At 76.3% G+C, this 12,209-nt stretch carries 12 protein-coding genes; 2 read left to right on the top strand and 10 right to left on the bottom strand.

Annotated features, from left to right (window positions below; translation table 11 throughout):
• Positions 1-60: 60 nt before the first annotated feature.
• The 5 genes from H299_RS0120065 to H299_RS35155 all read right to left on the bottom strand — a co-directional run bounded on the left by H299_RS0120065 (position 61) and on the right by H299_RS35155 (position 6,938).
• Entirely contained in the window at positions 61-909 is an 849-nt protein-coding gene (locus H299_RS0120065; RefSeq protein ID WP_027749871.1) for a hypothetical protein, read from the bottom strand.
• A 103-nt stretch (positions 910-1,012) separates the two neighbouring features.
• A complete protein-coding gene (locus tag H299_RS0120060; RefSeq protein WP_027749870.1) occupies positions 1,013-1,459 on the bottom strand; it encodes a hypothetical protein in 447 nt (148 codons plus the stop codon).
• 74 nt (positions 1,460-1,533) lie between these two features.
• Positions 1,534-3,795, bottom strand: a complete 2,262-nt coding sequence (locus tag H299_RS0120055; RefSeq protein WP_027749869.1) for a bifunctional serine/threonine-protein kinase/ABC transporter substrate-binding protein — start codon at positions 3,793-3,795, stop codon at positions 1,534-1,536.
• A gap of 12 nt (positions 3,796-3,807) precedes the next feature.
• Positions 3,808-6,048 (bottom strand): bifunctional serine/threonine-protein kinase/ABC transporter substrate-binding protein, encoded by a 2,241-nt coding sequence (locus tag H299_RS0120050; RefSeq protein WP_027749868.1) that lies wholly within the window; start codon positions 6,046-6,048, stop codon positions 3,808-3,810.
• Positions 6,045-6,938 carry a hypothetical protein gene (locus H299_RS35155; RefSeq protein WP_051262657.1) on the bottom strand — a complete coding sequence of 298 codons (894 nt, stop codon included), beginning with the start codon at positions 6,936-6,938 and terminating at the stop codon, positions 6,045-6,047. Before H299_RS35155 ends, H299_RS0120050 begins: the two co-directional genes overlap by 4 nt.
• A gap of 161 nt (positions 6,939-7,099) precedes the next feature.
• On the opposite strand from H299_RS35155, the gene H299_RS0120040 reads away from it, so the two are divergent.
• The gene (locus H299_RS0120040; RefSeq protein ID WP_078512889.1) at positions 7,100-8,080 is read left to right on the top strand and encodes a MurR/RpiR family transcriptional regulator; all 981 of its coding nucleotides are present in this window, start codon (positions 7,100-7,102) and stop codon (positions 8,078-8,080) included.
• Positions 8,081-8,132: 52 nt separating this feature from the next.
• On the opposite strand, the gene H299_RS0120035 is transcribed toward H299_RS0120040, so the two are convergent.
• Positions 8,133-8,726 (bottom strand): TIGR03086 family metal-binding protein, encoded by a 594-nt coding sequence (locus H299_RS0120035; protein ID WP_027749866.1) that lies wholly within the window; start codon positions 8,724-8,726, stop codon positions 8,133-8,135.
• 103 nt (positions 8,727-8,829) lie between these two features.
• Complete coding sequence (locus H299_RS35150; protein WP_051262656.1) at positions 8,830-9,243, bottom strand: VOC family protein; 414 nt, start codon at positions 9,241-9,243, stop codon at positions 8,830-8,832.
• Between the two features lie 183 nt (positions 9,244-9,426).
• Here H299_RS35150 and H299_RS0120025 point away from each other — a divergent pair, with 183 nt between their 5' ends.
• Entirely contained in the window at positions 9,427-10,047 is a 621-nt protein-coding gene (locus tag H299_RS0120025) for a hypothetical protein (protein WP_027749865.1), read from the top strand.
• Between the two features lie 18 nt (positions 10,048-10,065).
• Here the strand turns inward: H299_RS0120025 and H299_RS0120020 are convergent, their stop codons facing one another.
• The 3 genes from H299_RS0120020 to H299_RS0120010 form a co-directional block, all read right to left on the bottom strand.
• Positions 10,066-10,464, bottom strand: coding sequence for a type II toxin-antitoxin system VapC family toxin (locus H299_RS0120020; RefSeq protein WP_027749864.1), 399 nt, complete (start codon positions 10,462-10,464; stop codon positions 10,066-10,068).
• Positions 10,461-10,697 (bottom strand): FitA-like ribbon-helix-helix domain-containing protein, encoded by a 237-nt coding sequence (locus H299_RS0120015; RefSeq protein ID WP_027749863.1) that lies wholly within the window; start codon positions 10,695-10,697, stop codon positions 10,461-10,463. The genes H299_RS0120020 and H299_RS0120015 overlap by 4 nt, the downstream gene beginning before the upstream one ends.
• 63 nt (positions 10,698-10,760) lie before the next feature.
• Positions 10,761-12,149, bottom strand: coding sequence for a diaminopimelate decarboxylase (locus tag H299_RS0120010; protein WP_027749862.1), 1,389 nt, complete (start codon positions 12,147-12,149; stop codon positions 10,761-10,763).
• Positions 12,150-12,209: the final 60 nt, after the last annotated feature.

Raw genomic sequence — 12,209 nt, 5'->3', positions numbered from 1 at the left:
GCGGGGTGGCCGCCCCGACGTCCGCCGCGCCAGGGCGCCCGCCGCGCTCGCCGCGGCCGGTCATTCGGCGAAGGGCTCGTCGTCCGGCAGGCATCGGAAGCTGACGTTCCGTTCGACCTCGTGCTCGCCGACCCGCGCGAGCAGGGTGAGACTGTGCCGCCCCGGGCCGGGGGCATCCGTCCAGATCTCCAGGCCCTCGCCCGCCTCCTGGCCGTCCAGCAGCCGGCGGCACCGGAGACCGTCGGCCGGGTGGCCCGCCGCGTCCATGACCGACGCCGACAGCTGGAGCGTGCCCTCGGCCGTCAGCAGCGCGCCGTCCTCCGGATGCAGGATCGCGACCTCGGGCGGGCGCCGGGGCACGAGCACCGTGACGGGCTCCGACGTGGCGGTGGAGAACCCGTCGTGCACGAGTACGCGGACGAGCACCTCCCCGTCGGGCACGCCCGCGAGGCCCACCTCGGCGTGGTCCCCGTGCAGGCCGGTCGCGAGGCCGTGCCAGGTCTCGCCCCGGTCGGACGACCACTGCGCCCAGGCGTCGGAGTCGGCGCCGAAGCCGGAGTCGTGGCCGCCGCTGCCGCCGTACCAGCGCAGCGTGAGCCCCGTCCCGGTCGCCTCGGCCGCCACCTCGCGGATCTCGGGGTGCGTCCCGGGCGAGTGCCGTTCCCACAGGGTGTCCTCGCCCTCGTCGATCGCCAGCGCGGCGCCCGGGGCGACATCGGGCAGGTACGCCTCGAACACGTAGTGCCCGTCGTCCTCCTCGCCCTCACCGCAGTGGCACGCACAGCCGTCCCCCTGCGGAGCCAGGCGGCGGACCGCCGCACGGGACAGCGTCTCTCCCTCGGTGCCGACCAGGCGGGCCGTGAGCGCCGTCGCGGGGCCGGGCGGCCGTCCGCTCGCGGCCACGCCCATGCAAGCGGCTGACCATCCCGGCGGTGAGACGCTGCCGCCGTGTCCGGGCGGTTCGCCGCCTTTGGCGTACGCGCCCGAAGGAGTACGCGCCCGCACAGGCGGGTCAGTCCCAGTCGTCGCCGGACTTGTCGCGGCGCTTGCTGTCGCCGGTCTCGAACCAGGAGCGGCTGGCCTGGAGGCCGTTGACGGCGACGATGCCGCCCCAGCAGACCAGCAGCCCGGCCAGGCCGGCGTTGACCGCCGCGATCGCGGACAGCGGGATCGCCAGCACCAGGGAGGCCACGGCCAGGCCGAGGCGCGCGCCCAGGCCCTCCGGGTAGGTGTGTCCCTGGTGGCCGTGCTGCCCCTGCTGCGCGCGGGGACTGCCGCTGCCCCGGGCGACGACCATCTGCTGTTCCGCCAGCTGGCGCCGTACCCGGCGGTCGACCGACGAGTCCAGTTTCTCCAGGAAGGACTCGACCAGCTCCGACTCGTACTCGGGCCCAAGCTCCTTGCGCGTCTGCAAGGTCGCGTCGAGTTCCTTCTTCAGCTCAGGGTCACGGGCGTCCATGCGGACCAGAGTACGGAGGCCGCCGGGTTCCCGCAGTGGGGGTAACCCCCGCATCGGGAGGGGGGTGGCTCGAGTCAGGTGTCGGGGTCCACCTGCCCGTAGGGGCCGAGGGGGGCGTAGGCACCGTCCTCGACCCGGTAGAGGAACTGGGTGTCGGCTGCCGCGAGTTGGTGCGTGGCACCGGTGACGTACCGCAGGGGCTTGGCCGCCCCGTCGTGCCGGGCGCCGAGGACGTGCCGGGCGACGGCCCCCCGGGGGACGTCGGACGGGTCCTCCTCGGCGCCCAGGCCGCGGGCGAGCAGCCCCACCGCGTCGTACGCCTCCACGGCCCAGCGGCCCGGCTCCGCCCGGAAGCGCCCACGGTGGGCCGTGCGGAAGGCGGCGAGGCGGGGGCCGTCCCCCGCCGGGTCGGCGAAGGGGGCGCTGAACCACCAGCCGTCCGCCGCCGCGCCCGCCTCCGCCAGGAACGCGGGCGTCATGACCGGCGAGAAGGCCGCACGTGTGCCGGTGAAACCGGCCTCGGCGAGGGCGCGGGCGCAACGGGCCGCGCGCCGGGCCGAGGTACCGGTGTAGACGACGGCGTGCGGCTCGGTGGCGAGCGCCTGCCGGACGGGGCCGCGCACCTCGCCGCCCGCGGCCAGGGTGTGGACGGTCGTCGTGCCCTCGCTGGGCGGGGTGTCACGGAGTGAGGACGTCCAGTCCCAGCTGAGGTCGCCGCCTTCGCGGTCGTCGACGACGGCGGTGCGGGTGGCCTTGCGCAGGCGGGTGAGCAGGTCGATGACGGCCGTCGCGAGCACGTCGTCCCGCTGGCGGGTCACGAGCAGGCTCCTCAGGTCGGTGGTGGAGAGGCCGTCGCCCTCCGCGACGTTGACCAGGAGCGTCGCCAGCCGGGCCGACTCGTACAGCGGGCAGGCCGCGCGTGCCGTCGCCGGGCTCGTCGGGCCGACGACCGCGTGGATCGACGGGTCCGCGAGGATCTCGCGTGCCGTCCGCTCGGCCCGCCGGGGGTCGCCGCCGTCGTCGAACGTCCGCAGGGCGAGGCGGAAGCGCGAGCGTGCACGGGAGTTGTGCTCCTCGACGGCGAGGCGTACGCCGCGTTCCTGCGCCCGCCCGGCGGCGGCGCCCTCGCCGGACAGGTCGGCGTGGTAGCCGAAGGCCAGTGCGGGGCGCTCGCCCGGGCCGGAGCCGGAGCCGTTCGCGGTGGCGTCCTCCGGCCGGGTGGCGAGGTACGCGGTGACGCCCCCGGCCACCAGGGCGACGGCCCCCGCGGCGCCTGCGGCCAGCAGCCGGCGGCGGCTCGGCGGGGCGCCGCCGCCCGGCTCCGGGGCGGCGGCCTGACCGGCGGCGGCTGCGGGTGTGGGCGGGGGCGCGGACACCGGTTCCGGGCGCGGCTCGCGCGGCGGCGGGTCGAGGGCGGCGCCCGACCGTGCCGCGACCGCGCGCAGTACCTCCGGCGGCAGCCAGCCCCGCTCCCCGGCACCCCAGCGACCGGGCGCGCGAGGCGGCACCCGCGGATCACGCGGGCCGTGCGGGCCGGCGGCGAGCGCGTCCCGCAGCCCGGCCGCCGAAGGCCGGGCGTCGGGCGCCTTGGCCAGGCAGCTCCGCACGGTGGTGGCCAGCGCCGCCGGGAGCCCGCGGAGGTCCGGCTCCTCGTGCACCGTACGGAAGAGCACCGAGGCGATGTCGCCCGTCCCGAACGGACGGCGCCCGGACGCCGCGTACGCCAGGACGCACCCGAGGCCGAACACGTCCGTGGCCGGTCCCACCTCGTCGCCCGTGGCACGCGTCTGCTCCGGGGCGAGATAGCCCGGGGTGCCCACGATCGCGTCGGTCCGGGTGAGGGCGGACGGCCCGGCGGACCGGGCGATGCCGAAGTCGATCAGCCGCGGCCCGTCGAGTGCGAGCAGCACGTTGCCCGGCTTGACGTCCCGGTGCATCAGCCCGGCCGCGTGGACGTCGGCCAGTGCGGCGGCGAGCCGCGCGCCCAGCAGCCGCACGCCGCGCTCCGGCAGCGGCCCGTGGTCCCGTACGGCCTCGGCCAGGGACGGGCCGGGGACGTACGCGGTGGCCAGCCACGGCTGTGCCGCGTCCGCGTCGGCGGCGGTGACCGGCACCAGCCACGGGCCGGTCAGCTCCCGCGCGATCTCCGCCTCCCGGCGGAACCGGGCACGGAAGCGCGTGTCCGCCGCGTACTCGGCGCGGATCACCTTCAGCGCGACGACGGCGCCGCCCCCGGAGCGCGCCAGGTAGACGACGCCCATGCCGCCGGCCCCCAGCCGCGCCAGCAGCCGGTGGCCGCCCACCTCCTGAGGATCGTCCGCCCGCAGCGCCCGCATGCCCCGGCCGGCCTACGCCGGGACCGGCGCCGGGCCGAGATAGCGCAGGCGGCCACCGGTGACCCGGTAGCGGAAGAAGCCGCCGTTCTTCAGCGTCCGCTTCTCGGGGTCGAAGGTGTACGTCCGGATCAGGCCCTTGTACGTGCCCTTGGCGAGCGCGTCGACCAGTTCTTTGCGGCCGGGCCGGTCCGGCCGCGGCCCCGTCCCGGCCAGCTCGGCCAGCCGCCGCAGGACCAGGCGTGCGACGTCGAACCCTTCGGCGGCCCAGTAGTCCGGCTTCTCGCCGTACCGCTCGCGGTAGTCGGCGGCGAAGCCGCGTACCGCCTTCGCGCCCGGGTCGATGTACGGGGCGAAGGTCTCCCAGCCCTCGCCCGCGTCGCCCGCCCCGCGCAGGAAGGCCTCGCTGACGCTGGTGTGGGAGATCAGCCGCGGCCCGTCGAAGCCGCGCTCCGAGGCGAGCGCCCGCGCGACGGTCGCTCCGCGCTCGGGCGTGCCGACGTAGCAGAAGGCGTCGATCTTCTGGCCCGCCATGTCCGCCACCACCCGGGCGAGGTCCTCCTCGTCGGCGTCGCGCGGCACGACCCGGGGTGCGGAGGTGAGGCCCTGGCTGGTGAAGCCGCCCTGCGTGGTCATGGCGATCTCGGCGGCGGCCAGCGTCCCGGCCCGGTCCCACAGCACGCCCACCCGCTCGCTGCCGAGGCTGCGCAGCAACTGGGCGTCGAGGGCGGGCGCGAGCGCGTAGTAGGGCGTGGTCAGGAAGCGGGAGCGCTGCTCGCCGCCGTACGCGGCGGCCAGGGCGGTGGAGAGGCTGAGCAGCGGCAGCGCCGCCTCGTCGTACGCGGGGAGGGCCGCGTTGGCCGCCCGGTCGTCCGTGGGCCCCAGCACCGCGAGGGTGTCCTCGTCGCGGGCGAAGGCGCGGGCCGCGCGCACCGCCCGCTCCTCGGCGCCGCGATCGTCGGCGGCCTTCAGCGCGGCGGTGAACGGCTTGCCCTCCTCGGCGTTGAACTGCTCGACGGCGAGGCGGGCGCCCCGCTCCTGTGCGGTGCCGACGGCCTTCCGGGGGCCGCTCAGGTCGGCCTGCACTCCGATGACCCAGGGGCGGGCCCCCTTCCGCTTCCCCGCCGGGCCGCCGCCCCCGCTCCCGCCGTCGTCGCGCAGCACGGCCCACAGTCCGGCGCCGCCGCCTCCCGCCAGCAGCAGCGCACCGCCGCCCGCCCAGGCCAGCACGCTCCGGCGCGCGGGCAGTTGCGGAGCGGGAGCGGGCACGGATGCCGGGGCGTGGGTGTGTGCGGCGGAGTCGGCTTCCGTCGCGTCGACGCCGGGCAGCGCGAGGGCCTCTGCCGAGCGCTCGGCGATGAGCCGGATCACGGGCTCGGGCAGCCAGGCCGCCGCCTCCCCGGGCACGTCCTCGACCAGCGCCTCGTCCAGCTCGGCCGCGCTGGGCCGGTCGGCCGGGTCCTTGGCCAGGCAGCGCCGCAGCAGCGCACGCAGCGCGCCGCCGTCCCCTTCCGCGCCCCCGCCGCTGGCGCCCCCGTCCCCGCCGATCCCCTCCAGGTCCGGCTCGCCGTGCACCGTCCGGTACAGCACGGCCCCGGCCTCCCCCGTGCCGAACGGCAGCCGCCCGCTCGCCGCGTACGCGAGCAGGCAGCCGAGCGAGAACACGTCGCTCGCCCCGGTCACCTCGCCCGCCCGCGCCTGCTCCGGGGAGAGGAAGCCCGGCGTGCCCACCACCGTGTCGGCGGAGGTGAGGGTCGTCTCCTGGGAGGACGGCGAGCGGACGATGCCGAAGTCGATCAGCCGCGGCCCGTCGAGCGCGAGCAGCACGTTGCCCGGTTTGACGTCCCGGTGCACCAGACCGGCCTCGTGCACCGCGCTCAGCGCGCGCGCCAGCACCTTGCCCAGGACGCGCACCTCGCGCACCGGCAGCGGCCCGCCCGCGCGGAGCGCCTCGGCCAGCGACGGGCCCGCCACGAAGGCCGTCGCCAGCCATGGCGCCCGTCCCTCCACGTCGGCGCCGCGCACCGGCACCGTCCACGGGCTGACGACCCGCCGCGCCGCGGCGGCCTCGCGGCGGAACCGGGCCCGGAAGCCCGCCTCGTCGGCGTGCTCGGGCAGCACCACCTTGACGGCGGCCAGTTCGCCGTCCTCCCCGCGCCCCAGGTAGACGACGCCCATGCCGCCCGCACCCAGCCGGGCGAGCAGCCGGTAGCCGCCGACGTGGGCGGGGTCGGACGGTCTCAGCGGTTCGGTCACTTGCCCTCCTCGGACGGTTCGGGGGACGGCCGGGCCGGCCCCACCCGTTCCTGCAGCCGCAACAGCATCCGGACCAGGGGCTCGTGCAGGAAGCCGGTGCTCTGCGTGCTGTGCCCCTTGCCGGGCCGCACGGCCACCGACACCAGGACCGAACCCGTCCGGAACTGGGACCACCAGTACGGGTGGGGCCCGCCCAGGGTCTCGCTGACGTACTCACCGGACTCGTTCAGCGCGTCCTCGGCGTAGAGGTTCTGCGCCTCGCCGAAGTGCGAGGAGTTCGAGATGAGGCCCCTCAGCTTTTCCCCGCCCGCCAGTTGCTGGTCCGGGCAGCGCATCGCCTCCTCCAGCATGGCCGCGTTCGCCCAGTCGGCGTCCTCGGCGGTGCGGTGCACGGTGACCGTCGCCGTCAGGTGGACGGGGCCCTTGCCGCCGGCGGCGGGCACCTCGTAGTAGCGGGTCCGGGTGGCCAGGACGTCGTCGGGCAGGCCGCCCCGCTGCCAGTCGCAGTCCGCCTCCAGTACGGCCCAGTCGCCGGCGGGCCGCTCGTAGGGCGAACCGCGCACCACCTCCGGGCCGAACAGCTCGGGTCCGGCGATCACGGCGCCGATCAACTTGCGGGCCTCGCCCGCCCCTTCGGGCAGCCGGTCCGGGTCCGCCCGCACGCTCTCCAGCGTGGGCGCCTCCGGATCGTCCCCGGCCTTCCCGCCCTTCCCGCCGTCCGCCGCCCCCGCCCGGGGGCTCGGGGCCGCAGTGCCCCCGCCGCGCTGACCGCTCTCGTCCTTGCCGGTGCGCCCGTCCTCGGCGGCGTCTCCGCTCGTGCACCCGGCCAGGAGCACACCGCACACCGACGCGGCGGCCACCCATCTTCGGAACGCCCGTTCGTCACCCATTCAGTCTCCTCGTGAGGGTCCCTGGTGTTCGGGTCGGGGACGTGCACCACGATAGGAGGGGACGCGTATCGAGGGGCCATGGTTCATGACCCCTTGTCACGAGGGGATGACGGTTGGGGTGCCCCGCGGTGCGGGGGCGGTTGCCCGCTCTGCATAGAGTCATGCAGAGTCGAGGAGCGCTGAATGCGTCCCGGGCCGCGGGCACACACGCCGGCGCAGGCGCGGTCACACGCGCGGGCACACGGGCACACACGGAGGCGGGCGGGCAGGTGGACGGGCAGGTGGGCGCGGCGGACGCGCGGGGCGGCGCGGGCGCGCGGCTGCTGAGGCTCTTCGAGGGCCACCGGCTGACGCCGACGCAGCGCCGCATCGCGCAGTGCATGGTGCGGCGCGCGGCGGACGCGCCGTTCCTCTCCAGCGTGGAGCTGGCCGAGCTGGCCGGGGTGAGCCAGCCGTCCGTGACCCGGTTCGCGGTCGCGCTCGGCTTCGACGGCTATCCGGCGCTGCGCAGGCATCTGCGCGAGGTCCCCGGCGGGCCCGGCGACCAGCCGGAGCCGCCCGGCGGCGCGGACAACGGCTACCAGCAGGCCGTACACGCCGAGATCGAGAACCTGCGGCAGCTGTCCGCGCTGCTGGCCGACCCCGCACCCGTGGAGCGCGCCGGACGGCTGCTGGCCGAGTCCGCCACGCTGCCCGTACTGGGCCTGCGGGCCGCCTCCGCGCAGGCGCACGGCTTCGCCTACTTCGCGGCCAAGGTGCATCCGGACGTCCGCCTGCTGGACGAGGGCGGCTCGCTGCTGGCGGACCGGATCGACGCCGCCGTACGGGACGGGGCCAGCGCGCTGCTCTGCTTCGCGCTGCCCCGGCATCCGCGCGAGGTGCTGGAGGCGCTGGAGTACGCGCGGGGCGCCGGGCTGCGGGTGGTGACGGTCGCCGACAGCGCGTTCGCTCCGGTGGCGCATCCGGCGGACGTGCTGCTGCCCGCGGCCGTGGGGACGGGGCTGGTGTTCGACACGGCGTGCGCGCCGATGCTGCTGGCCCGGGTGCTGCTGGAGGCGATGTGCGACAGCCTGCCGGAGGCGCAGGCGCGGCTGGAGGAGTTCGACGCGCGGGCGGCGCGGCGCGGGCTGTTCGTCGAGTGAGCGCGGCGGCGGGGCGGCGGTGCCGCCCCGCCGCCCGCCTGCCCCTGCCCGCCTACCCCCCGTCCGGATCGCGGCCCAGGAACGCCACCAGCCGGTCGCTCGGATCGGCCCGCGGCCCCGGCGGCACCGGCTGGGCGAACAGCGGGTGCCGGGCGTCCGGCTCGGGTACCAGCTGCTGCGCCGTACGCAGCAGGTCCGTCGCGAGCGCGGGCGGTATCGGCCGGGGGAGCCCGGCGGCACGGGCGATGTCCCAGCCGTGCACGGCGATCTCCAGCGCGCCCGTACGCGCCAGCAGCGTCGTCGTCAGCGGCCAGTCGTCGACCGCGACGTACCGCTGGTCCGCCGTCGGCACCGCGGACCAGGCGCCCAGCAGCCGGGTGGCGCGGCTGCGGAAGACCTCGGCCGGGTCGGCGAGCGCGGCGGGCGGCTCGTGCGCCGGGTCCAGCGACACCCGCCCCGCGTCGAGGCCCTCGTAGAGCGCGGCCAGCGAGTCGTTGGCGTGCCGCAGCAGCATGCCCAGGTCCCAGCCTTGGCAGGGCGTGGGCCGGGACAGCAGCGCGCCGGTGACCGGGCGCACGCCGCACAGCGCGTACCCGATGGCGCGCTCCAGCAGCGCGGTGCTCTCGCTCTCCTCGAGCGCGCTCATCCCGGCCCGGCCGGGGCACGGGGAGCCGGGGCGGGCGCGGCGGCGGGCGGGGACGGCACGGAGGGCAGGGGGAATCCGTGGTTCGGCATGAGCGGTGCCTCCTCTACGCGTCGGTGGCCGCGGACCGGGACTCGGCCCCGACCTCCTGGTAGAGCTGCGTGTAGTTGCCGTCCGGGTCCTCGACCGTGGCCAGCAGGACGTCGCCCAGGTCGCTGACGGGGCGAATCCAGCGCACCGCGAGCGCCTCGTTCAGCCGCGCCTCGGCGGCGCGGATGTCGTCCACCTCGAAGTTGACGAGGATGCGGCCCGGCTCGGCGGCCTTCGCGCCGACGTCGTCGCGCTGTTCGAAGAGCAGGTAGGTGCCGCCCAGTTCCAGGCCGAGCATCTCGCCGTCCCGCTCGGCGTCGGGCGCGAACGCCGCGCGATACCACTCCCACAGCTGCTCGGGGTCGGTGCTGCCCAGGATGACGCCTCCGAGGTGCGGGTTCTTCCTGGCGGGTGCGGGGTTCGTCGACATGGCCGGCCACTCCTTCGGTGTGCGGGTGTGCTCTCACCGGTACTGACGGATGGCGCGGCGGAAACTCATCGGCGCGGTGCGGCAGTTCCGCGGGTGCCGCCGGTTCTCAGGGATTTCCCACGGCGGCGTACTAGCGTCTGTGGGGTCGGTGGACGTGTGAGCGGACGAGGGAAGGTGTGGGCTGTGGGGCGCGGGTCGTCGTATGCGCTGGCGAGGGTGGCGGTGTACCTGCGGGCAGCCGCGGGTGCCTGGTGGTGGACCGGGCTGGTGGCAGCCGGGATCGGGGCGGCGGTGCCCGGCTGGTCGGGGCGGCGGATCGGGGTGATGGCGGGGGCGGTGCTCTTCCTGCTCGTCGCCGCCGTGACCTTCCTGGTGCGGCGCGGGCGCTATGCGCGGCTGCTGGAGGGGCTGAGCCCGGCGGGCAAGAACGCGGTGCTGCGGGACCGGAGCGTGGTCGTCGGCGAGTGGCGCCAGGTGCACCGCTGGTGGCTGGCCGCGGCCTTCCTGCTCGCCGTCGCCTCCGCCGTGCTGCTGCCTGCGGCGGGCGGCGCAGTGCTGGCCGGGGTGGGCGCCGGACTCTGGGCCAAGTCGGTCCGGCTGGGCCGCTGGGAGCTGCGGCACGAGCAGCTGCTGTGGGTACGGCCCGAGTGGGCGGACGGGCGCGGCCCGGCCCGCAAGCGGGTGGAGGGGTGGACGACGACCGGCCCGCTGGCGGGCGACGCGGCGCCGGGCGGCGCGGCCCGGCGCGCGGCCCGCACGGCCAAGCCCGGCGCGAAGGCGCGCGCGGGCGCGGGGCGCGGCTGACCGGCCCGGGGTGGGCGGTCAGCCGTCGTGCAGGCTGCGAATCCGGCACCGGAGCCCGGGAGCCCCGGCCAGCTTCTTGTCCGCTGTCACCAAGTCCGAGCCCAGCGACTCGGCGAGCGCGACGTAGGAGGCGTCGTAGGGCCACATGTTGTGCCGCAGCTCCCAGATGCGTGGCATGAGGGGCACGTGCGGAAAGCGGAGCAGGTTCATCCTGCCGAGCAGGTCGAGGGCCCGCAGTGCCTCGTCCGGGGGCAGCTTGCGGCCGAGTGCGAGTCCGCGCAGTGTGGAGGCGCATTCGAGGTCGACGCCATGCGGTGCGGCGAGCCGCTCCCCTGCCGTCATAGCCCGGGCCCGCTCGGCGAGCGCGTCCGAACCGACCAGGAACTCGACGAGTGCCGAGGTGTCCAGAACGATCATGCGCGGGCTTCGCGGGTCCGGGCCATGACCTCGGCCACGTCCTCGGCCGTGACCTGGCTGCGCGCCGCGATGCCCCGCGCCTCGTTGGCGGCCTCCTCGGGCGTGAGCGTGGCGGCCTCGCGGTCGAGCAGCTGCCGGACGTACGCCTGCAACGACTGCCCGGCTCTGGCCGCTCGGACCCGGAGCGTGGTCACGGTGTCTTCGGATACTTCGCGGACATGAATGGTAGCCATGCAAGCAGTGTAATTGCTCAGCAAGCATTTCTGTAACAGATGGCGCTTCGCCCGGCCCCGCCGTCAGAGCAGCGCGTCGCGGTGGGCCGCGCCGGATTCGGTGACGATGTCGGCCAGGGTCTGCGGGTCGCGTACGGGGTGGAAGCGGACGGTGCTCTCCGCGGCCTCGTCGGTGCCGTCCAGGGTGTAGCCGTAGACGCCGGGCCGGGGCAGCGAGTTGTAGCCGAACGGGTTGGAGAAGTAGTACGCCCCCGTGTCGAGCAGCGCCGCGTGGTCGCCCGCCGCCAGCAGCGGCAGTGCGCGGTCGCGGGCCACCAGGTCGCCCGCGAAGCAGCACGGTCCCGCGATGTCCTGGGCCACCGGGGGGCCGGTCTTCGGGCGCCCGCCGGCGTCGTACGCCCGTACGCGCAGCGGCCAGGCGTCGGGGGCGAAGACCGTGCGGACGGCGATCTGGGCGCCCGCGTGCGTCACCGCGATGGGCCGCCCGCCCGCCGACTTGGCGTACTCGACGCGCGCCAGCACCGTGCCCGCCTTGGCTAGCAGCGAGCGGCCGAACTCGGTCACCAGCGCGTAGCGGCCGTCGAACAGGCCGGGGACCGTACGGGCGAGCAGTCGCGCGTAGTCGGCGAAGGCGGGAGTGGTCTCGTCCGAGCCGAAGTTGACCGGCAGGCCGCCGCCGATGTCCAGGGTGCGGACCTGGTGGTGCCCGACGGCCGCGTTGATCTCCTCGGCCAGTTCGTAGGTGGCCCGTACGCCCGCGGCCATCAGGTCGAGGGCCATGCCCTGCGAGCCGACGTGGCAGTGCAGCCGGGTCAGCCACGGGCGGTCCCGGTACGCCTGGACGACCCAGGCGCGGGCGCCCTCGTCGCGGAGCGCGACGCCGAACTTGGAGGTGGCGGTGGCGGTGCTCATCGCGCCGATGCTGCCGCCGCCCAGCTGCGGGTTGACGCGCAGGCCCACGCGCACGCCGCCCGCGCCGCTTCGCGCGCCGGGCGCCGCCTGGTGCGGGCCGAGCGCGTCCAGGCGGCTCAGCTCCTGCGGGTTGTCCGCGTTCAGGGCGATGCCCAGGGCGAGCGCCTCGCGCAGTTCGGCGGTGGTCTTGGCCGGGCTGTCCAGGACCGTACGGGCGGCGGGAACCCCGGCCGCCCCGGCCAGGGCGAGTTCGCCGGGGCTGGCCACCTCCGCGCCGATGCCGCAGTCGGACAGCAGCCGCAGCACGGGCACCAGGGACGCCGCCTTGACGGCGAACGTGTGCAGCACCTCCTGGCCGTCCGCGCTCACCTCGGCGAAGGCGGTACGCAGTGCGGCGGCGGACTCCCGTACGGCCGTCACGTCCAGCAGTCCGGCCAGGGGCTGCTGGTCGTCGGCGACCAGGCCGCGGGCGACGGCGGCGCGGACCGCCAGGTCACGGCGGGTGGCGGCGGGGGAGGGGGCGGGGTGTGCGTGGTCCATGCAGCTACTCAAGCACGGCGCGGGAGCGAATCCCACCGCAGCTGTTGACTGAAAATATTC

The organism is Streptomyces sp. CNH287, from assembly GCF_000424825.1.
The sequence above is the reverse complement of the archived record's forward strand: the minus strand, read 5'-3'. Positions and strand labels throughout refer to the sequence as shown.

Coding starts and splice junctions, on each gene's coding strand:
- H299_RS35150 (WP_051262656.1), bottom strand. CDS start 9,243: ATGTCGACGAACCCCGCACCCGCCAGGAAGAACCCGCACCTCGGAGGC.
- H299_RS0120020 (WP_027749864.1), bottom strand. CDS start 10,464: ATGATCGTTCTGGACACCTCGGCACTCGTCGAGTTCCTGGTCGGTTCG.
- H299_RS0120055 (WP_027749869.1), bottom strand. CDS start 3,795: ATGCGGGCGCTGCGGGCGGACGATCCTCAGGAGGTGGGCGGCCACCGG.
- H299_RS0120035 (WP_027749866.1), bottom strand. CDS start 8,726: ATGAGCGCGCTCGAGGAGAGCGAGAGCACCGCGCTGCTGGAGCGCGCC.
- H299_RS35155 (WP_051262657.1), bottom strand. CDS start 6,938: ATGGGTGACGAACGGGCGTTCCGAAGATGGGTGGCCGCCGCGTCGGTG.
- H299_RS0120040 (WP_078512889.1), top strand. CDS start 7,100: ATGCAGAGTCGAGGAGCGCTGAATGCGTCCCGGGCCGCGGGCACACAC.
- H299_RS0120065 (WP_027749871.1), bottom strand. CDS start 909: ATGGGCGTGGCCGCGAGCGGACGGCCGCCCGGCCCCGCGACGGCGCTC.
- H299_RS0120015 (WP_027749863.1), bottom strand. CDS start 10,697: ATGGCTACCATTCATGTCCGCGAAGTATCCGAAGACACCGTGACCACG.
- H299_RS0120010 (WP_027749862.1), bottom strand. CDS start 12,149: ATGGACCACGCACACCCCGCCCCCTCCCCCGCCGCCACCCGCCGTGAC.
- H299_RS0120060 (WP_027749870.1), bottom strand. CDS start 1,459: ATGGACGCCCGTGACCCTGAGCTGAAGAAGGAACTCGACGCGACCTTG.